Source organism: Nonomuraea aridisoli, from assembly GCF_003236395.1.
GTDB lineage: Bacteria > Actinomycetota > Actinomycetes > Streptosporangiales > Streptosporangiaceae > Nonomuraea > Nonomuraea aridisoli.
The window spans coordinates 1-19,200 of sequence record NZ_POUD01000181.1; the positions used below are offsets into that span (position 1 = coordinate 1).

Genomic DNA, 19,200 nt, shown 5'->3' on the forward strand with positions numbered 1-19,200 from the left:
GCACCACCCCATCCACGCGAGCCCGCCCCCACGGCGCCCCAAGCCCTAGAACTCACACCAACAGGACCCCACTCCCAGGAAGCGGCACCGGAGGGTGGCGGGCCGGTGGTGCGGTTGGCGCCGGCCGTGGGGATGCCGCCGGTGTGGGTGGGGAACGCCTCGGCGGCGGCGATCCGGCGGGCGGCCCGGCTCGGGGACGGCTGGTTCCCGTCGCTGATCTCGCCCGAGGAGGTCGCCGAGGGGCGGGAACGGCTCGCGGACCTCGCCGCCGCGCACGGCCGCCCGACCCCGCTGGTCGCGATCGGCGGCACGTCGGCGCTGGGATCGGGCCCCGGCGTGCCGTCCCGCGAGGCGATCGCCTCCGGCATCCGCTCCGCCTACGGCCGTTCCCTGGAGGAGGTCCTGGACATCCCGCTGACCGGCGGCCCGGAGCAGGCCGCCGAGCGCCTGGCGGCGTACCGCGCGGCCGGGGCGACGCACGCGATCATCGGCGTCGCCGGCGGCGACTGGCGGGCCCAGGTCGACCTCCTCGCCGAAACCGCCTCCCTCCTGCGGTGACATCCCGGTTTGTGGAGGTGGCGTGGCCTCCTGCATGATGAGGCGCCACATATCCCCCCAAGGCGGTCATAAGCAGTGGATTTCACCGTTGAATATGAGCCCACACCCGACGAAGTGGTGCGAGCGGTTCAGCAGGGCGCGAAGCAGCAGCTGACCCCTATTGCCCAGCTCCTTCCCGCGATCCTGGTGGTAGGGGGTGTGATCTGCGTCCTGGCCGACTCCCGGGGCGCGGGCTACGGCATGTTCGTCGCGGCGGTCATCACCCCGTTCGTCCTGACCTGGTCACTCCGGCGTACGGCGCGGCGGCAGTTCGCCTATCTGTGCGTCCCCACCACGCTCCACTTCACCGCCGACGGGTACGAGGTCCGCACCGCCCAGCAGACCATGAGCCTGCGATGGTCGTTCCTCGACCGGGTCGTCACCGGTGAGGAGTTCTGGCTGTTCTTCAAGGGCAAGAAGCAGTTCACCGGCTTCCTTCCCAGACGCGCCTTCACCCCCGAGCAGCAGGCGGCGCTCGACGCCGTCCTCGGGGCCAAGTAGCGGCCGCGGTTTTCGTCGGTGCGACCGCCTAGGGTCGTGCCGTGACCGTCCACCGTCTCTCCCCTGCGGACGCGCGCCGCCTCGCCGTGCGCGCGCAGCTCCTCGACGGCACGCGCCCGGCCGGGCTGCTCGACGTGGTGCGCCATCTGACCCTGCTGCAGATCGACCCCACCGCCGCCGTCGCACCGACCGCCGACCTGGTCGCGTGGAGCCGGCTCGGCTCGTCGTACGCACCGGCCGACCTGAGCGCCGCCCTGCGCGACAGGTCGCTGCTGGAGCTGCGGGCGATGATCCGGCCCAGCGAAGACGTCGCCCTCCACCGCGCCAGGATGGCCGAGTGGCCGGGGAGCGGCGAGCTGGAGCCCTGGCAGGTCCACTATCGCGACTGGGTGCGGGCCAACGACGCCTGCCGCCGCGACATCCTGGCCAGGCTCGGCGCGTCGGGGCCGCTGCCGTCCCGCGAGCTGCCCGACACCTGCGCCGTGCCGTGGAAGTCGACGGGCTGGACGGGCGACCGCAACGTGACGCAGATGCTGGAGTTCATGGTGCTGCGGGGAGAGGTCGCCGTGGCCGGCCGCCTCGGCCGCCAGCGGCTGTGGGATCTCGCCTCCCGCGTCTACCCCGACGACCCGGTCGTGCCCGCCGAGGAGGCGATCCGCATCCGCGACGAGCGCCGGCTGCGCGCCCTCGGCATCGCCCGCCCCCGTGGCCCGAAATACATGGTGGAGCCGGCCGACGTGGGCCAGGCCGGCGAGCCCGCCGTGGTCGAGGGCGTCAAGGGCACGTGGCGGATCGACCCGACGCTGCTCGACCGGCCGTTCACGGGGCGCGCGGCGCTGCTGTCACCGTTCGACCGGCTGATCCACGACCGCAGGCGCGCGATCGAGCTGTTCGGCTTCGACTACCAGCTGGAGATGTACAAACCGGCCGCCAAACGCCGCTGGGGCTATTTCGCCCTGCCGATCCTGTACGGCGACCGGCTGGTGGGCAAGCTCGACGCCACGGCCGACCGCAAGGCCGGCGTCCTGCGCGTCAACGCCGTCCACGAGGACATTCCGTTCACCGCCCCGATGACGGAGGCGATCCACGCCGAGATCGAGTCCCTGTCCCAATGGCTCGGCCTCACCCCGGCCTTCCCGTCCTGACCCCGGTTACAACCCCACCACCGCGAGACCATCGGGCCGTCCACCTTGACCGGTTCTGAGCGTCAGCGACTGGAAGCGGTCATCGCCGGACCCGACGACGTGGAAGTCCACGATCTCGAACGACCCGCGCGCGAAGTCCTGGAGTTGCCCGTCACTACGGAAGGAGAAGAACCGGGGCGGATCGTGCTCGTCGTCCTCGTAGACCCCTTCTTCGGTCAGGGTGCCGCCGCCGTACACGCCGAGGAAGAACAGCCCGCCGGGACGCAGCACCGAGGCGATGCGGTCCAGGACCGCGGGCAGGTCGCTGTTCGGGACGTGCAGCAGGCAGTTCAGCGCGTAGACCGCGTCGAACGCTCCGGGCGGGAAGTCGAGGCCGAGGAAGTCCATGACGTGGGCCTCGACGCCCTTCTCGCGGCAGCGTGCCACCATGGCGGGCGAGAGATCGGCGGCGACGACGTCCAGGCCGTTCTCCTGGAAGTACACGCTGTCCTGGCCCGTCCCGGCGCCGACCTCCAGCAGCCGCCCGCCGCCGTTCGCCCGCACCCGCTCCAGGAACGCCGCCCGTTCGGCCAGCTTCCACGGCGCCTTGCCGCGCGCGTCCCGCTGCGCCGCGCGGCCGTCGTAGGAGCTGCGCAGGGCGTCGACGACCTCGTGATAGCGGGCGTTCATCGCGCCATGATAGAATGATCTTGTCCCGAGCGGTTGTCCGCCCGGGATTTCGGCTTTCATGGCCTCTCCCCATCGTGTGCTGCTGCACGCGGCACTTCCCCCTGTTCCTGGCCGGCGGCGCCGGAATCGTCGCCCAAGTGGTCGGCACCTCACTGCTCGGCCACCAGGCGACCGCCCGGCTCGCCGCGTTCGCACTCGTCAGCGCGGTGCTCACCCCGGTCAGCGCCGCCGTCTCCGGCGGGTTGCGGGGCATGTCGCCGTTCGTGGCCACCTGCCGCGACCGTCCCGACGAGGCTCTGGCCCTGCTCAAGGACGCCCGCTGGCTCTCCCTCGGGCTCGGCGCGGCCGGCGCGGGCGTCGTCCTCTGCGTGCCGGTGATCGCGCGGATCGGCGGCGCGCCACGCGAGGTGATCGCCGAGTTCGGCGCGCTGCCCCTGCTCTTCGCCCTGCACGTCCTGCTGTCCGCGGTGGGCGGTGGCGCCAACGGCGCACTCGTCGCGCTGGGACGCAGCCGCCTCGTACTCCGGTCGAGCCTGCCGAGCACGGCCGTCGAAGTGGTCCTGCTCCTGGTCCTGGCGCCGTCGATGGGCGTCGAGGGCGTCGGCGTCGCACTCGTGACCTCCACCGCCCTGGCCCTCACCGTGTCGAACACGCTCCTGCTGTGGCAGTGCGGAGGGAGCGGATGGTCTCCGCGTCCCCGGCCACGGGAGATCCTGCGGATGGCGAAGGTGGGTCTGCCGATGTCCGCCACGCTGGTCGTCAAATTCACGGCCTTGGGCGCTGTCACCTACGCCGCCGCCCGGACGGGCGCGCACGGGGCCGCGGCGCACGCCGTTCTCATGTCGTTGCACGGGATCGTCGGCCTGGCCTCCCTCGCCACCGGACAGGCGCTGACACCCGAGATCGCCCGGGCGGCCACCCCACGCGAGGCCCGCCGGCTCGCCCGGGCGGCGCTGACGATCGTCACCGGCGCGGCCCTCGCCGGCGGGCTCGTCCTGCTGCGCTTCGGCGAGGAGGTGTTCCGGCTGTTCACCTCCGACGCCGAGGTGCTGGCCTCGGCCGTCGCGCTGGTCCCGCTGTTCGCGGTGCACACCGTCGCGGGCAACTGCGGGGTCGTGCTGGGCTCCGCCCTGATGGGGCTCAGGCGCTCGTCGTGGAACCTCGCCACGGCCGTCGTCGGCTACGGTCTCCTGGCCCTGGTGATGACGCCGATGGCGACGACGTGGGGGATGGCCGGTCTGTGGACCGCGCTGACCGTCGCGTCCGTCCTCATCCTCACCGCCCAAGCCGTGATCTTCGTACGGAACGTCCGGCTTTCCGCATCGGTGGCCGGCGGGCAGGTTACGTGAACGTAACGGATCAAGGGGTGCCGGGCGTTCGTGTCACCGAGCGTGTGACCTGCGGATTTGTGGGCGGACGCGGCCATGCGGAGGGGGTCGGGGATTTTTTCCGGGTTATTGACGAAATATCGGCGACTTGGGCAGACTCTCCCCACCGCACACGGGCGGGCCGCTCGGCAGGCACGAGCTCGGCAGGCGCCGACGTAGGAGGACGTGACCGATGACCGATTCCGACATCAGGTTGAACCTCGGCAGACGATCACTGCTGGCCGGTGTCGCCGGCGTCTTAGGGGCGGCGGCCCTGCCATCGACCGCCGCCCAGGCCGCATCGGCGCAGACGCGGCGCTACCCGCCGAACTGGCCCGACCCCGAGCCCTACGGCCTCGCCGACACCCGCCTGGACCTGTGGCCGCGCGACGACAACTCCTTCATCCTCCCGCTGGAGCTGCGCCCCCGCGACGAGGAGCTCGGCCGGGTCTGGATGCGGGACACGTACGTCAACTGCTTCGTCGTCGACGGGCGGCCCGTCTACGTCGCCACGGGTACCACCCGGGTGCCCGGGCTCGAAGCGGCCGGCCCGTGGAACGACGGCATCTTCGTGTGGGTGGCGCCGTCCCTGCGCGGGCCGTGGAGGCTGGTGGACACCACCGGCATCCGGCCCGGCGCCGAGAAGGGCAAGGTGTGGTCGCCGGAGTTCGCGGGCGAGAACCGTCCCGGCCGCACGGTCGTCGCCCCGTGGCAGGAGTACTGGTACGACGACCGGTTCGGCAAGCGCGGCCAGGCGTGGGCCCCGGAGGTGCACTACTTCCGCGGCCGGTGGTACATCGTCGCCTGCATGGGCGACCACTCCCGGAAGGTCGGCTCGTTCATGCTGGTGAGCGAGGGCGGGATCGAGGGCCCGTACCGGCTCATCGACGGCAACCTGGACAAACCGTTCGGCGACTCCTTCATCGGCGGACCGAACTTCATCGAGCCCGGCGCCTACCACCACATCGACGGCAGCCTCTACGCCGAGGGCGACGACGCGTGGCTGGTGCTGCACAACCACGTGTACGCGAAGTTCCGGGACGACATGGAGGACATCGTCCCCGCGACCGGCCTGCCGGCGTTCCAGCAGCGGCCCTACTCCCCCGAGCCGTACCTCGAAGGCGCGTACGTGTTCAAGCACGGTGGCAAGTACTTCCTGCTGCACGCCGCCTGGAACCGCACCTCGACCGGCCCCGACGGCGGCACCCGCTACGCCTACGACCCGCCCGGCCCGGGCCGCGTGCAGTACCAGTACGACGCGATCGTCGCCGTCTCCGACACCCTCGAAGGCCCGTACTCGGAGCGGTGGACCATGGGGGTCGGCGCCGGTCACAACAACATCTTCAGGGACCGCAGCGGCCACCTGTGGGCGACGTTCTTCCGCAACCCCAACTTCGGCCACTGGTCCGACCCGTCCCGCATCGCCGACGCCGCGGTGCCCGGCGTCGTACGCCTGGAGTGGACCGGCCCGCGGGGCAACCGCCTGTACGTCCAGCGCCGCCGTACCAGCTGATGTCCGTCAAGGCCCTTCCGGATCCCGGGAGGGCCTGGGGGGATCCACGTTCCACATCGCGGGCAGCTCGTCACCGCAGAAGACGCAGGGTGAACGGCTCCGCCGACTCGGCCGCCGGCCGCTCTCGCACCCAGCTCTCGAAGTCGGCCCTCGTACGGATCGGCCGGCCTTCGCCGCCGGGCCGGATCGCCGCCTTCACCTCGGCCGGCCCCACGTACCGATAGCTCACGCCGTCAATGTAGAGCCGATGAAGGAGCGCAGCAGGGAGAAGAAGCGACCAGGACCATCCGAGGACGATCGGCTTGTCGATGCCCAGCGTGTCGCACAGGACGCGCACGTCGTCGCCCCACTGGTCGAGGTTCCAGGTGTCCGGGTCCGCGTCCTGGCTGCGACCGTTGCCGCGCTGGTCGACGTAGACAGACCAGGTCGGCGAGCTGCCGGTACGCGGGTTTGAGGATCGAGTGGTCGTGGCCGGGGCCGCCGTGCAGCAGCATGAGGGTGGGTTTCTCGCGCATCGTGCAGCCGTCGGGTTCGAGGGCGGCGCCTTCGACGCCGACACCATGAAGACCGCCCCCGGCCAGCGGTAGGGCCGCCCCTACCGCTGCCGTCTGCTGACCGGACGGGTCAGGAATCGAGAAGCGCCTGTGACCGGCGCCGAACTAGCGTGACCTCCATGAAGACCAGATTCCAGCTGAGCACCGTCATGCTCGGCGTCAAGGACGTCGCGCGCGCCAAGAAGTTCTATGTCGAGGGCCTGGGATGCGAGATCGACCAGGACTACCCCAGTTTCGTCAAGTGCAGCCTGGGCGAGGGCTCCTCGTCATTGGCGCTCTACGAATGGGACGCGGTGGCGAAGGACGCCGGCGTCCCCGCGGAGGGATCGGGGTTCCGCGGGTCGTCGTTCCACTTCATCACCGACTCCAGGGAGGCGGTGGACGAGGTCATGCGCGCCGCGGTGGCCGCCGGCGCCACCGTCGTCAAGGAGGCGTCCGCCGCCGGGTGGGGCGGGTACTTCGGCTACTTCAGCGACCCCGACGGTCACCTGTGGAAGGTCGCCACCGCCACCTGACCACCGCTCACCACCGGCCGACCGCATCGCCTGCTGCAGTCGGACCCGGCCTCACACGTGGGCCGGGTGGACGGGCTGTTCGGCGTCCCGGAATTGTCGGTGCGGTCTGCCAGAGTCGCGTCATGCCCGCATCAGAGCTCGCATCCATAGCCGCCTACTGGGACGAGTCCGCCGCCGCCTTCGACGAAGAGGCCGACCACGGGCTCCGCGATCCCCACGTCAACGCCGCGTGGGCGCGACGCCTGACCGAGTGGCTTCCCGACTCGCCCGCCGACGTTCTCGACCTCGGCTGCGGGACCGGCTCGTTGACGCTGCTGATGGCTCGGCAGGGGCACCGGCCGACAGGCGTCGACCTGTCCCCCCGCATGATCGAGCTCGCCACCGGCAAGCTGGCCTCGTCCGGCTTCGAGGTGCCGTTCATGGTGGGCGACGCAGGCGACCCGCCCGCCGCCGTCGGCGGGCCGTTCGACGCGATCGTCGTGCGTCACCTCGTGTGGACGCTCCCGGCCCCGGACGAAGCACTCGCCCGCTGGCTGAGCCTGCTACGCCCGGGCGGACGGCTGGTGCTCGTGGAAGGACGCTGGCAGACCTCGCCGAACGGCGACACGTACGCCCCCGGCTCCCCGCAGCTGCCCTGGCTCGGCGGCGTCACCGCCGCCCGCCTGATCGAGACGCTCGAGCGCCTGGCCGACGTCGTGCACACTGAGCACCTCCCCGACCCGGCGCTGTGGGGCCACCCGATCCAGGACGAGAGGTACGTCGTGATCGCTCACCCCAAGTCCTGAGGCGGCTCGGACGCCGGTCACCTGCGGCGAGTAGGTCGGCCCGGGGCGGGAAGTGCCGATAGAGGGTCGCGATGCCGACGCCTGCCCGTCGTGCCGTCTCGTCCAGCGCCGTTGCGCGCGCGACCGGTTGTCATGCCGCCTGCTGTCCCGATTACCTGAGATGGGGAAGTCCCATGGGAAGTGGAGGATGCCATGCCCCTGACCGTGGAGGACCGGCTGGCCATCGCCGACCTGATCAATCGCCACGGGCACCTGACGGACAGCGGCGATCTTGACGCCTTGCACGAGCTGTTCGTCCCCGATGTGATCTATGACGTCACCGATCTCGGCGGCCAGGTGCTGACCGGGCTCGCGGCGGTGCGGGAGGCCGCGCTCGCCCTGGGTGAGGCCAACCCGGTCGCTCATCACGTCACCAACATCGTCCTCACCGAGGCGGCCGACGGCCGGGTGCACGCGCAGTCGAAGGGCCTCGGCGTCAAGAGCGACGGCACCACGGGCAGCGTGACGTACCAGGACACGGTGGTGCGCGGCGACGACGGCTGGAGGATCGCTCATCGCACTGTCCGCGCCCGGCGAGTGCCCTTGACGCCCTGATGCGGCGTCCAGGCCGTGGCGTGAACGCCCCGGACTGACGGCGTACGACGACCTGGTGGCCCGGGCGGGCATCGGCGATGCTGGGACGCGTGGAGTACGTGTCCAGAGTGCCGCGACCGCCGCTGACCGAGCTGATCGACGACCTCTACTACCTGGAGGGTGCGCCGCCGTACGCCCGGCTGACGCTGCCGCCCGCGCCGTCGGCGTTGCTCATCGTCAACCTCGGGGCGCCGTTCCGCATCCGCGCCGGCACCGACATCGAGACGGCCGAGTACGCCGACGGCTGCGTGGTCACCATGCCCACCCGCGCCTTCGAGTTCGGCTATCCGCCGGAAACCCGGTCCGTCGGCGTGCACGTCAAGCCGTGGGGGCTGGCGCCGTTCCTGCCGATGCCCGCGGCCGAGCTGTGTGACCGGCCGGTGACGGTCGAGCAGGTTTGGGGCCGGCCCGCCGTTGCCGAGCTGCGAGACCGGCTGGCCACGGCGGACGGGCCGCACGAGATGCTGACGCTGCTCGAGGAGGAGCTGATGCGACGGCTGTGCGAGACCGCCGGCCTGGGGCTGGTCCGCCATACGAGCAGCGTCATCGCGGCGACCAGCGGGGCGGTGGCGATCGGCGACCTGAGCGTGGCAGCCGGTGTCAGCAGCACCCATCTGGCACAGCGGTTCAAGGAGCTCATCGGCGTCACGCCGAAGCGGCTGGCCCGCACCTACCGCTTCACCGCCACCGTGTTCTCGATCAACCCCGCCGGACCGATCGACTGGGGCGACCTCGCCGGTGGCGCAGGCTACTTCGACCAGGCCCACTTCGGCCACGAGTTCCGGGCGTTCACCGGGCTCACGCCCACCCGGTACGTCGAAGTCCGGCGGCGGTTCCTGCGCGAACATCCCGGGCACGCGCTGGACGGCTGGCCGCTGCCGGCCGATTGATTTCTTACAAGAGCGACAGCTCCCGACACGCTAATTTGGGGCACCCCGAAGCAGAGGAGAGCCCCGTGGGCAAAGTAGTCATGTACAGCTCGGTGTCGGTGGACGGCTTCATCGCGGACGAGAACGACCAGCCCGGACCGCTCTTCGACTGGTTGCTCAGCGGTGACGTCCCGTTGGACGAGAGCGGCGAGCTGAAGGTGTCGCGAACGTCCTACGACTACACCCGGGCGTACTGGGACCAGATCGGGGTGACAATCGCCGGCCGCCACGTCTTCGACCTGACGGACGGCTGGGACGGGAAGCCTCCGAGCGGGATCGACCACGTCGTCGTCGTGACGCACCGGCCGATGCCCGAGGGCTGGGACCCCGAGGCGCCGTTTCACTTCGTCGGCGGTGTCGAGGCAGCCGTGGCCAAGGCGCAGGAGCTTGCGGGTGACCGCATGGTCGAGGTCGCCGCCGGCGACGTCGGTGGCCAGGTGCTTGCCGCGGGCCTGGTCGACGAGGTGCGCATGGACGTCGTACCCGTCGTGTTCGGGTCCGGCAAGCGCTACTTCGGGTCGGTCCACGCGCAGCACCTGTTGGAGGATCCTGATGTGATGATTCAGGGCAACCGGGTCCTTCACCTGCGCTACCGGGTGCGCCGATGACCGCTCTCCCCGACGGGTATAGCGTCTGACACCCGAAGGTGATCACGAAGGGTGCCGGCCGTTGGAATCTCACGACGAGCGTGTCAGCAGATACAGCGATGTGGCGAGCGCGCTGGCGTTGCACAGTGACCGGCAGCTCAGCGAGTCCCTGGAGCAGGCGCAGACTCTGGGCACGGGGATCGGTGGCACATCGGTGCTGTTGACCGTCGACGGCGTGCCGGTCTTCGCCAAGCGCATCCCCCTGACCGACCTGGAGCGCCGCCCGGGCAACGTGATGTCCACCGCGAACCTGTTCGGGCTGCCTCCGTTCTGCCATTACGGAATCGCCGCCATCGGCGCGCCGGGCTTCGGCGCCTGGCGTGAACTCGCGGCCAACGTCATGACGACCAACTGGGTGCTGGCCGGGCGCAGTGCGGCCTTTCCGCTGCTGTATCACTGGCGGGTGCTGCCGGGAGCGCCGCCACCCACCGATGAGCACGCCGACGTCGAGGCTGCCGTGCGGTACTGGGATGGATCACCAGGGGTAGGGGACCGTCTTCAAGCCCTTGCCCGCGCCTCGGCCGGCATCGTGCTGTTCCAGGAGTTCATCCCGTACAACCTCAATGACTGGCTCGTCGCTCAGCTCACCGCCGGCCAGGACGCCGCGTCAGCGGTGAGCGCCATGATCGAGTCGTGCCTGCTCACCGATGTGGCCTTCATGAACGGCCAGGGGTTGATGCACTTCGACGGCCACTTCGGCAACATCCTGACCGACGGTGAACGCCTCTACATCGCCGACCTCGGGCTGGCGACCTCCTCCCGGTTCGACCTGTCCAAGCAGGAGATCGATTTCCTCGACCGCAACCGGACCCACGACATCGCGTACGCGATGACGCGGCTGGTCAACTGGCTCGTCATCCACGCCTGCGGGGTGCAGGAGAACGGCATACCGGCACAACGCAACGCCTACATTCGCGCGTGCGCGGACGGCGCGGACCCTGCCGGCGCCTCGCCGCCCGTAGCGGCGGTGATCCGCCGGTACGCCCCCGTGGCGGCGGCCATGAACGACTTCTACTGGGACCTGTACGGCACCGCTCGGACGACGCCGTACCCGACCGAGAAAATCGAACGCGCCATGAGCGCCCTGCACTGATGTGCGAACGATCGACGAGGGCCTCAGTCGAGGGACAGCCCCGCGGCCGGAGTCACCCGGGCGGCCCGGCGTGCGGGCAGAACAGCGGCGAGGAGTCCGGCCAGGGCGGCGATGAGGACGACGACGCCGAGCGACAGCCAGGGGACGCGCATGGTGGCGTCGCCGAGGGCCCGCGTCACGAACGTCTCGTAACCGACCCACGCGAACCCGACGCCGATCACGGTGCCGAGCAGGGTGGCCACCACCGACAGCAGCACCGCCTCGGCCGCCAGCATCCGCCGCAGCTGCCCTCGGGTGAGCCCGAGCGCGCGCAACATCGCGTGTTCGCGGGCGCGTTCGAGTACGGAGAGCCCCAGGGTGTTCGAGACCCCGATCAGGGCAATCACGACGGCGACGCCGAGCAGACCGAGCGCTGACCAGGTGTAGATCCCCAGCTGTTGGTCCAGCGACGCCCAGGTCCGCAGCCCGTTCTCGATCTTCGCGCCGACCGGATCCGCCAGGATCACGACCAGGAGGGGGGACGAGCACCGGCCCGAACAGGAGCACGCCGGCGAACACCGATCCTCCGCCGGCCAGCATGAGCGCCGTACTGTCCTGGATCATCGCCACGCCGAGCAGGACCGACCCGATGACCAGGAGGAGCGCGGCGAGCGCCGGCCGCACCAAGCCGGCCGCCGTGTGGACGTCAGTCCGGGCGCAGCGCCGCCAGCGGGCTCACCCGGACCACACGCCGGGTCGGCAACCAGGACGCGACCATGGTGACCATCAGGCCGACGGCGAACCCTCCCAGCAGCCAGAGCGTGGGCAGCTCGGCGGCGCCCATCGGGACGGTGGGCGCGAGGGCGTCGATCAGGGCGATCAGACCGTAGCCGAGACCGACGCCGACCAGGGTCCCGGTCAGCGACGCGAGCACCCCGACGGCGGCCGCCTCGCGGCGTACCGAACGCACCACCTGCCGCCGGGTCGCGCCGATGCAGCGCAACAGCGCGACGTCGCGGAGTCGTTGCGCGAACAGGATGGAGAACGTGTTCGCGATGACCAGGACCGAGACGAAGAGCGCGACGCCGGCGAACAACAGCAGCATCACCGACAAGCTGTCCACCCTGTTCTGGACATGGGTCAGCCGCTCCGCGGCGAAACCCTCCGGCGACTGTGCCTTCGCGCCTTCCGGGAGCCGGCCCACCTCCCCGCGCACCGCCACCGAGCCCAGATGCAGCTTCGCGCCACTGCAACAACTGCGGCCAGGTGACGTACAGCGATGCCTGGGCCGGGGGCGAGGGCGACTCCACGAGACCGACCACGCGTACGTCGGTCGCGGCGGCGCCCTCGCCGATCCGGAGCCGGTCGCCGACCGCGATGTCCTCAGCCAGGGCGGCGTACACGTCCACCACCGCCTCGCCGGTGCGTGCCGGGAAGCGGCCCGAGCTGAGCTCCTGCCAGCGCCACTCCTGCGAGGTGGCGATCGGCCCCACGGTCGTTCCGGAGAGCTGCCGGCCGCCCGCGCGCGGCGAACTCGTCGACCGCCTCCACGCCGTCAACACCCGGGCGATCGACCTCACTGAGGCGTTGCTCCTGCTCAGCCGCGCCGACCAACGGACCTTCACCCGAGTGTCCGTCGACCTGTCCCTGATAGCGGAGGAAGCCACTGAAACGCTCCTCCCCCCTCGCAGAGAAACGCGGCCTCACCATCGAGGCCTCCGGCGACATCACCCCCGCCCTCGGCTCACACTCGCTCCTGCTGCAGATGACCACGAACCTCGTGCACAACGCGATCGTCCACAACCTGCCTGAACAGGGCACCGTATGGGTCACGACCAGCGTTCACGCCGAGACTGTGGAGCTCACCGTCGAGAACACCGGCGAGAAGCTCGCCCCGCCCCTGGTCTCCACGCTTGCAGAGCCGTTCCGGCGCGGCACCGAACGCGTACGCACCGACCACGCGGGTCTCGGCCTCGGCCTGGCCATCGTCAAAAGCATCGCCCAGGCACACGACGGAACCCTCACCCTCACCCCCCGCCCTGCAGGCGGTCTCCGCGTCACGGTGCACCTACCCGCCGCACCACCCCGTCCCGTGGATGCCTCAACCCCCGACATCCCTAGGGATGATCCCGTACGAGCACACTGGTGAGCCCGGATCCAAGTCAGGGTCATCCCGGATGGCAGGAAGTCCGCCCCCTGCGACGATGACCCGAATGCGCCCACGACAAAAGTCCCATCTCCATCGACACCTTCTACCGAGGGCGACCACCGTTCCGCCGGCGTCGTCACTGAGCCTGCCGGGCAGTCGAGAAGGGGCTGGTCCGGTCCGCCTCGCCCCTGCCAGGCGGAAAGCAGCGATCGTGGTACGGGGGACGCTGCGTGGACTGGATCGCTGAAGGCGTTCAGGCAGTGAGCGATCTCCCCTTCCCCCTGCTCGGGTTGGTCGCCGGAGCCATGGCGTTCGCCGAGTCGGGGTTGGGGGTCGGCTCGGTCGTCCCCGGCGAGACGGGCGTGCTGCTGCTGGGAGTCGCCGCTACCACCCCCGCGAGGTTCGCCGCCATGCTGCTGATCGTGGCGCTGGGGGTCACCGCCGGCGACCACGTCGGCTACCTGCTCGGACACCGGTACGCCGGTCGCATGCGCGACACCCGGGTGGTGCGACGGCTCGGCGTACGCCACTGGGATCGCGCGACCGCCGCGTTACACCGCCACGGCGCGACGGCGGTGTTCGCCACCCGGCTGGTTCCGATCGTCCGCACACTCACACCCGCGGCGGCCGGGGCCGCCCATGTCCCCTACAGCCGGTTCCTCCCGGCCTCACTGGCCGGCTCGTTGTTGTGGTCGGCGGTGTACGTCGGCCTGGGCGCGTTCGCCGGAGCCTCGGCCTCTCACCTGGAGGAACTCCTGGGACGTTTCTCATGGCTTCTTCTCGCACTCCTGGCACTGCTCGCCACGACCGCGACCTTACTGCGCCGCCGACGCCAAGCAGCCACAGGCCGCGAAGACGACGAGTCCAGCTGAGACGTCTTCCATCGATTCCTGCGGGGTGATCATCGTGGTTCGAGAGTCAGCGGCCGGGCACGGCTCGCTCCAACTCGACCAGGGCCACCGGGGGACCCTCCTCGAAGTGGTGGTCGTGGGTCCTGCCGGTCCCGGCGAAGCCGTTCTTGGCGTAGAAGCGGCGCGCTTGGGCCGAGTCCCGGAGCGTCCACAGATGCACGTCGTCGTACCCGGCGTCTCGCACGCGGTCCAAGACGGCCGTCAACAGGACCCTCGCGACGCCGCTGCCCCAGACGTCCGGGTGAGCGAAGAAGGTCTGGATCTCCGCGAGGCCGGGACGGGAAGTGGAGGCCCCGAACTTGGCGAAGGCCCCGGGCTGCTCGTTCAAGCACGCCAGCAAGATCGTGTCCACGCCCTCGGCCAGAACGCCGTGCCACTTGGTGCGCCGCTCCTCGACCCCGGCCGCGGCGACCTTCGGCGTGCAAAGCGGGCCATGCGACACGCCCCAGGACACGGCGTGGATCTCACCGAGAATGTCCCCATCACCGGGTTCCGCAGGGCGGACCGTGAACACATCAGGCATGGCGTCGACACTACTCATGCACCGCAGCTGCCCCGCGCCCGCCATGGTCGGCCGGCCTCGCGATGACCATAGGACGCGGCAGTACGGCGGCGACCGAACTGATCCATTCGCAAGCAGATCCGCCCCGCCCTTCAAGGACGCGCTTTGGCAATGGACCGCGTCTTTGGCTCTTGATACGAACGACAACCTTCGTCCCGGGCAGATCTTGAGGCAGGGACAATCAAGGCGTGAGACTACTGGTCACCTTCGTTGCCCTGGCATCGTTAACGTCCTGCGGGTACAGCGAGGGGCAACGCGTCACGCGTTCATTCGCCAAGATGGAGCAGGTCGCCCAGGCGATCGGGTCAGAAGGCAGCCTGACGAACCGGCCACTGGAGATCGGGGAGGTCGAGTTTCAAGCTGTCTATCGAGAAGGCGACCGCGTCTATTTCAAGGTGGGCGAGAACGGGCCCAGCGTGGACCCCTACGGCTACGTATGGAGCCCCGAGCGCGCGCCGGTCGATGACGCCAATCCAGCGGTCGCTTCGTCCTTCGAGCACATCCAGGGTCCTTGGTATCGCTGGAGTGACAGCTACTGACCTGAACCAACGCCCGAGGCTTAGACACTCAGAAGCCCCTCAAGATCCCTTGAGGGGCTTCTGACCTGGGAGCCGCCTTGGGGATTCGAACCCCAGACCCCTTCATTACGAGTGAAGTGCTCTGGCCGACTGAGCTAAGGCGGCGTGCATGTGCAGCGGGAAAGAGTCTACAGGAGCCAGAGGGGTTCTCGCTCCCATCGATCCGCCGATGCCAGGACAGATCCTCCACCATCGGATGCCGCCGCTGCCACCGGATATCCGGCCTCCGCCTCCACCGTCGCTGGGCCGGGTGATGTGACCAGCAGGTTCGCAGGCGGTCGGCTTGGTCCGCTGGAGCCCGAGGGTTCGAGCAGGGGCCCGTCGTTCCATGAGCCGGGTGGTGCCGGGACGAGTCGCGGCCGGCTCGATGCAAGCCTCCCAACCAGTTCGTTCCCTCTTTCGAGGAGAGGGGTTGGAGCAGGTCGGGATGCCGGGGCTAGTCGGAGCCGTACATCTTGTCGTGCTGGATGCGCGGTGAGCACACCGAGGCCGAGGGGCACGCGCACCTGCGTCCGCCGTCGTCGAGGCGGACCGTCACCGTGTCGGACGGCACGTTGTGGCCCAGCACCGTTCCGTCCCCCTGCGGGGTGCTCACGCGGCTTCCCGCCCGGGGCATTCTGTTGCGGGTCTCGACGTACAGCGGGTGCTCGTACTTCAGGCAGCACATCAGCCGCCCGCACGCCCCCGCGATCCGCAGCGGGTTGACGGGGAGGTCCTGGTCTTTGGCCATGCGTACGGACACCGGCTCGAAGTCCTTCAGGAACGTGGCGCAGCACAGGTCGCGCCCGCAGGGCCCGATGCCGCCCTGGAGGCGCGCCTCGTCGCGCGGCCCGATCTGGCGCAGCTCGACCCTGGCCCGGAGGTTGCGGGCCAGGTCGCGGACGAGGGCGCGGAAGTCGACGCGGTGCGGCGCCGAGAAGTACACCGTGTAGACGTTGTCCTGGTCGAGGTAGTCGATGCCGACGACCTTCATCGGCAGCTCATGCCGCTTGATCAGCCGCTTGGCGACGCTGCGCGCCTCCGCCCGGCGGCGTTTGTTGGACTCGTCGCGGGCGAGGTGCTCCTCACCCGCGAGCCCGGCGCACACCGGCAGCCCGTCGATGTCCTCGCTGCTCCATTGCGGCGCCCACACGCACTCCGCGACCTCAGGACCGGAGTCCGTGGGCACGAGCACCTTGTCGCCCACCTTGGGGGTGTGCTCGCCGGGATCGAGGTAGTAGAGCCTCCCATAACGGGTGAAGCTCACAGCCATGATCATTCCCATGGGCTCGAAGCTCGCCTCCTGACCGGACTTCGGGGGTAAGTGTCGGCCTCCTTCGCCACACTACGTGGGTCCGCGCGAAAGGAGCAGGGTGGCGGCCGATCACTTGTCGCCGGTGCATACCTTGTCGTCCTCCAGGAACACACCGAAACGGCCGGCCAGCGCAAGATCGAACAGGCACGGAGAGTAGACGACCCTGCCCACTCCTGGCTGTCGTCTCAGTTCCTTGACCACGTCGCCTTCTGCGGACTCCTCCTTGAGTTCGATCCTGAACACCTCCGGCATGTCCGCCACTTTGGTCGCCGCCAGCAACCTCTCGTTGTCCGCGTACTCGCTCCGGAAGTTCTCGTACACCGTCTTACGGTCCTCGAAGACGTACGACTTCACCTCGGGCATCTCATCGATCTTCGCGCGGATGGCCTTTCGCTGGGCCATCGTCGTCTCCTTGCCCTCCTTGGTGATCCACTGGTCGCCGTTGTCGCGGGTCTCATGCTCCGCACCGCATTCGGGCACGGCCGAGTCCTTGTTGCACAGGAAGACGCTGATGTCCGCTGTCGAGCTCGGTTCCCACTTGGCTGCGGCGCCGAGGTCCGCGATGTTCTGGATCCCGGCCACCCCTCGAAGGGACTTGTCCAGCTGGACCGGATCGGCTCCCGGCCTCGTCTTCAGCCGGAACGAGGGGGGCAGGTCGGCGATCTTCACCTCGTCCAGCAGCTTCCGGTTGTGGGCGAAAGTCTTGCGGAAGCCTTCGTAGGCGGTCGCCTGGTCGATGAAGGCGACCGTCTCGACCTGCGGCAGTCCCTTCAGCCTGATCTCGAGCGCCTTCGTCTGCGAAGGCGTGATGGCGCGGCCCTGACACGACGGCCCAGGAGACGCCGGTGTGCAGAGGAACACGGCCATCTCCGTCGGTGGCGATGGCGGGCTCGCCACCACTGCTCGATCCTCGTTGCCGGGGCCGCCCAGCCCCACGGCGACCGTCGCCCCGGCCACCACCACGACCCCCGCCGCCGCCAGGAGCCGGAAATCCACCTGAAAACGGCGTCGTTCGGGCGCCCGCAGGGGGCGCAGCGCGCTCTCGTCGAGGCTCGCCCCGGCCTCGGCAAGCGCCTCACGGAGGCGGTCTTCCACCGGGCTGCTCATGCGTCCTCCCCAAGTGCTCGGGCGAGGGCGGCCAGCCCTCGTGCGATCGTGGATCTGACCGTGCTCACGCCGACGCTCATGGTGTCGGCGATCTCCTGGTCGGACAGGTCGAAGTAGTAGCGCAGCGTCAGGGCCTCCCGCTGCCGGCGCGGCAGCTCGCGCAGCGCGCGCAGCACCTCGCGCCGCTCCTCGCCCAGCAGCACGGCGCTCTCCGCCGACCAGACAGGCGGTTCGTACGGCACCGCCCGCCGGAACACCGTCGCCCGCCTGCGCAGCACCGACCGGCATCCGTTGAGCACGGCGGAGCGCACGTAGGCCAGGGCCTTGTCGGCGTCGCGCATCCTGGCCCGGCCGGCGTGCGTGCGCGCGAACGCCTCCTGCACGACGTCTTCGGCGCTCGCCTGGTCGCCGACCATCAGGAGGGCCAGGCGCACGAGGCCGACGTGATGCTCGGCGAAGATCGACGCTATGTCGACGCGCTCGCGCGCCAGGGCTTCGCGCTGGGTGAGTAGCTCGACTTCCACGTACCAGAGACGCCCGCCGGCCGGATCTGCTGCTCGAAAACGCTGAGAAATCTTCAGGAACGCAGAGCCAGCATCATCGCCTCGACGGCGATCTGCGGGTTGACGTTCGCCGCCAGCCGCTCGCGGCACTGCATGATCGCGTCGATCCGGCGCAACGTCTCCTCGGGGGTGGAGGACCTGGCCAGCTGGTCGAGCTCGAAGCGGAGGTCGTCGTTGGCCAGCTCGACCGCCGCCCCGAACTGCATCGCCAGCACGTCGCGGTAGTACGACACCAGCTCCAGCAGCGCCGCGTCGAGCGAGTCGCGCTTGAGCCGGGTGGCCCGCGACTTCTGCCGGTCCTCCAGCTCCTTCAGCGCCCCGGCGCCGCCGCGGACGAGGCCCCGGTTGAGCCCTTTGCCCGTGGAGCCCTCTCCGTACAGTTTGCGCAGCTCGGACGTCTCGTTCTCGTTGAGCGCGGCCGTGGCTGCGGCGGCTTCGTCCTCGGCCGTCTTCACCAGCCGCTCGGCGGCCGAGACGCACTCGCCGACGCCGGTCAGCGACCGCGGGATGGCCAGCACGGCCTCTCTGCGCCGCCTGACGTCCTCGTCGAGCGCCAGCGCCCGCGCCCGGCTGATGTGGCCCTGGGCGGCCCGCGCGGCGAACCTGGCGATGTCGGGCGGTACGTCGTCGCGGGTGGCCAGGACGTGGGCGACCGCCTCGGTGGCGGGGGTGGTCAGCGTGACGAGCCGACACCGCGACCTGATGGTGATCATGAGGTCGTCGGGCGAGGGCGAGCACAGCAGCCACACCGTACGCGGCGGCGGCTCCTCGATGGCCTTGAGCAGGGCGTTGGCGGCGGCCTCCGTGGCCCGGTCGGCGTCCTCGAACAAGATGACCCGCCACCGCCCCTGCGTCGGCGCGCCCGCCGCCCGCAGGATCAGCTCGCGCGTCTGCCGGACGCCGTAGGACAGACCCTCCGGACGTACGGTCTCCAGGTCGGGGTGGGAGCCGACGAGCACCTGGTGACACTGGTCGCAGTGGCCGCAGCCGCCGTCGGGGCACATCAGCGCCGCGGCGAAGGCGCGCGCGGCCGCTTCCCGGCCGGAGCCCGGCGGGCCGGTGAACAACCAGGCGTGCGTCATGCCGGCGCCCCGCCCGCCCGCGACGAC

23 protein-coding genes, 1 tRNA gene and 1 pseudogene are annotated in these 19,200 nt (G+C 70.2%); 14 read left to right on the forward strand and 11 right to left on the reverse strand.

Annotated elements, in window-relative coordinates; translation table 11 throughout:
- Positions 1-105 precede the first annotated feature (105 nt).
- From C1J01_RS32350 to C1J01_RS32360, 3 genes are all read left to right on the forward strand, one after another.
- Positions 106-558, forward strand: coding sequence for an LLM class flavin-dependent oxidoreductase (locus C1J01_RS32350; RefSeq protein ID WP_235854813.1), 453 nt, complete (start codon positions 106-108; stop codon positions 556-558).
- A gap of 114 nt (positions 559-672) precedes the next feature.
- The gene (locus tag C1J01_RS32355; protein WP_146615800.1) at positions 673-1,098 is read left to right on the forward strand and encodes a YcxB family protein; all 426 of its coding nucleotides are present in this window, start codon (positions 673-675) and stop codon (positions 1,096-1,098) included.
- A 41-nt stretch (positions 1,099-1,139) separates the two neighbouring features.
- Complete coding sequence (locus C1J01_RS32360; RefSeq protein ID WP_111182770.1) at positions 1,140-2,243, forward strand: DNA glycosylase AlkZ-like family protein; 1,104 nt, start codon at positions 1,140-1,142, stop codon at positions 2,241-2,243.
- A gap of 6 nt (positions 2,244-2,249) precedes the next feature.
- Here the strand turns inward: C1J01_RS32360 and C1J01_RS32365 are convergent, their stop codons facing one another.
- Positions 2,250-2,912: a class I SAM-dependent methyltransferase gene (locus C1J01_RS32365; protein WP_111182771.1), complete on the reverse strand. Its 663-nt coding sequence runs from the start codon at positions 2,910-2,912 to the stop codon at positions 2,250-2,252.
- Between the two features lie 137 nt (positions 2,913-3,049).
- Between C1J01_RS32365 and C1J01_RS32370 the strand changes: the two genes are divergently transcribed.
- Together C1J01_RS32370 and C1J01_RS32375 are read left to right on the forward strand one after the other, a co-directional pair.
- Positions 3,050-4,261, forward strand: coding sequence for an MATE family efflux transporter (locus C1J01_RS32370; RefSeq protein ID WP_181449077.1), 1,212 nt, complete (start codon positions 3,050-3,052; stop codon positions 4,259-4,261).
- Positions 4,262-4,472: 211 nt separating this feature from the next.
- Positions 4,473-5,792, forward strand: a complete 1,320-nt coding sequence (locus tag C1J01_RS32375; protein ID WP_111182773.1) for a family 43 glycosylhydrolase — start codon at positions 4,473-4,475, stop codon at positions 5,790-5,792.
- A gap of 70 nt (positions 5,793-5,862) precedes the next feature.
- Here C1J01_RS32375 and C1J01_RS50270 read toward each other — a convergent pair whose 3' ends face one another.
- Positions 5,863-6,021 (reverse strand): hypothetical protein, encoded by a 159-nt coding sequence (locus tag C1J01_RS50270; protein ID WP_181449078.1) that lies wholly within the window; start codon positions 6,019-6,021, stop codon positions 5,863-5,865.
- Positions 6,022-6,465: 444 nt separating this feature from the next.
- On the opposite strand from C1J01_RS50270, the gene C1J01_RS32385 reads away from it, so the two are divergent.
- Complete coding sequence (locus C1J01_RS32385) at positions 6,466-6,861, forward strand: VOC family protein (protein WP_111182785.1); 396 nt, start codon at positions 6,466-6,468, stop codon at positions 6,859-6,861.
- Positions 6,862-6,983: 122 nt separating this feature from the next.
- A complete protein-coding gene (locus C1J01_RS32390; RefSeq protein ID WP_111182775.1) occupies positions 6,984-7,646 on the forward strand; it encodes a class I SAM-dependent methyltransferase in 663 nt (220 codons plus the stop codon).
- A gap of 34 nt (positions 7,647-7,680) precedes the next feature.
- Here C1J01_RS32390 and C1J01_RS53235 read toward each other — a convergent pair.
- A pseudogene (locus tag C1J01_RS53235) lies at positions 7,681-7,752 on the reverse strand (TetR family transcriptional regulator); the annotation flags it as partial.
- 86 nt (positions 7,753-7,838) lie between these two features.
- On the opposite strand from C1J01_RS53235, the gene C1J01_RS32400 reads away from it, so the two are divergent.
- The 4 genes from C1J01_RS32400 to C1J01_RS32415 all read left to right on the forward strand — a co-directional run bounded on the left by C1J01_RS32400 (position 7,839) and on the right by C1J01_RS32415 (position 10,948).
- The gene (locus C1J01_RS32400; protein ID WP_111182776.1) at positions 7,839-8,240 is read left to right on the forward strand and encodes a nuclear transport factor 2 family protein; all 402 of its coding nucleotides are present in this window, start codon (positions 7,839-7,841) and stop codon (positions 8,238-8,240) included.
- Positions 8,241-8,329: 89 nt separating this feature from the next.
- Positions 8,330-9,169, forward strand: coding sequence for a helix-turn-helix domain-containing protein (locus C1J01_RS32405; protein ID WP_220040209.1), 840 nt, complete (start codon positions 8,330-8,332; stop codon positions 9,167-9,169).
- A 65-nt stretch (positions 9,170-9,234) separates the two neighbouring features.
- Entirely contained in the window at positions 9,235-9,816 is a 582-nt protein-coding gene (locus tag C1J01_RS32410; RefSeq protein ID WP_111182778.1) for a dihydrofolate reductase family protein, read from the forward strand.
- Between the two features lie 100 nt (positions 9,817-9,916).
- Positions 9,917-10,948, forward strand: a complete 1,032-nt coding sequence (locus C1J01_RS32415; protein WP_235854814.1) for a serine/threonine protein phosphatase — start codon at positions 9,917-9,919, stop codon at positions 10,946-10,948.
- A 23-nt stretch (positions 10,949-10,971) separates the two neighbouring features.
- On the opposite strand, the gene C1J01_RS32420 is transcribed toward C1J01_RS32415, so the two are convergent.
- The gene (locus C1J01_RS32420; RefSeq protein ID WP_181449079.1) at positions 10,972-11,454 is read right to left on the reverse strand and encodes an ABC transporter permease; all 483 of its coding nucleotides are present in this window, start codon (positions 11,452-11,454) and stop codon (positions 10,972-10,974) included.
- A 179-nt stretch (positions 11,455-11,633) separates the two neighbouring features.
- Positions 11,634-12,032, reverse strand: coding sequence for an FtsX-like permease family protein (locus C1J01_RS32425; RefSeq protein ID WP_235854817.1), 399 nt, complete (start codon positions 12,030-12,032; stop codon positions 11,634-11,636).
- Positions 12,033-12,692: 660 nt separating this feature from the next.
- Here C1J01_RS32425 and C1J01_RS53535 point away from each other — a divergent pair.
- A complete protein-coding gene (locus C1J01_RS53535; RefSeq protein ID WP_328589693.1) occupies positions 12,693-13,076 on the forward strand; it encodes a sensor histidine kinase in 384 nt (127 codons plus the stop codon).
- 260 nt (positions 13,077-13,336) lie between these two features.
- Positions 13,337-13,948: a DedA family protein gene (locus tag C1J01_RS32435; RefSeq protein ID WP_235854815.1), complete on the forward strand. Its 612-nt coding sequence runs from the start codon at positions 13,337-13,339 to the stop codon at positions 13,946-13,948.
- A 46-nt stretch (positions 13,949-13,994) separates the two neighbouring features.
- Here the strand turns inward: C1J01_RS32435 and C1J01_RS32440 are convergent, their stop codons facing one another.
- Positions 13,995-14,510, reverse strand: a complete 516-nt coding sequence (locus C1J01_RS32440) for a GNAT family N-acetyltransferase (protein ID WP_220040210.1) — start codon at positions 14,508-14,510, stop codon at positions 13,995-13,997.
- A gap of 227 nt (positions 14,511-14,737) precedes the next feature.
- Here C1J01_RS32440 and C1J01_RS32445 point away from each other — a divergent pair, with 227 nt between their 5' ends.
- Positions 14,738-15,088, forward strand: a complete 351-nt coding sequence (locus C1J01_RS32445) for a hypothetical protein (protein WP_111182782.1) — start codon at positions 14,738-14,740, stop codon at positions 15,086-15,088.
- A 70-nt stretch (positions 15,089-15,158) separates the two neighbouring features.
- Here the strand turns inward: C1J01_RS32445 and C1J01_RS32450 are convergent.
- From C1J01_RS32450 to C1J01_RS32470, 5 genes are all read right to left on the reverse strand, one after another.
- Positions 15,159-15,232: transfer RNA gene (locus C1J01_RS32450), tRNA-Thr, on the reverse strand.
- 331 nt (positions 15,233-15,563) lie between these two features.
- Positions 15,564-16,379: a PSP1 domain-containing protein gene (locus C1J01_RS32455; RefSeq protein WP_438943161.1), complete on the reverse strand. Its 816-nt coding sequence runs from the start codon at positions 16,377-16,379 to the stop codon at positions 15,564-15,566.
- Between the two features lie 111 nt (positions 16,380-16,490).
- On the reverse strand, positions 16,491-17,528 hold the full coding sequence (locus C1J01_RS32460) for a permease-like cell division protein FtsX (RefSeq protein ID WP_146615802.1): 1,038 nt from the start codon (positions 17,526-17,528) through the stop codon (positions 16,491-16,493).
- The gene (locus C1J01_RS32465) at positions 17,525-18,052 is read right to left on the reverse strand and encodes a sigma-70 family RNA polymerase sigma factor (protein ID WP_235854816.1); all 528 of its coding nucleotides are present in this window, start codon (positions 18,050-18,052) and stop codon (positions 17,525-17,527) included. The genes C1J01_RS32460 and C1J01_RS32465 overlap by 4 nt, the downstream gene beginning before the upstream one ends.
- Positions 18,053-18,105: 53 nt before the next feature.
- Positions 18,106-19,200 (reverse strand): DNA polymerase III subunit delta' (locus tag C1J01_RS32470; RefSeq protein ID WP_111182789.1); only part of this gene is annotated, 1,095 nt, incomplete at its 5' end.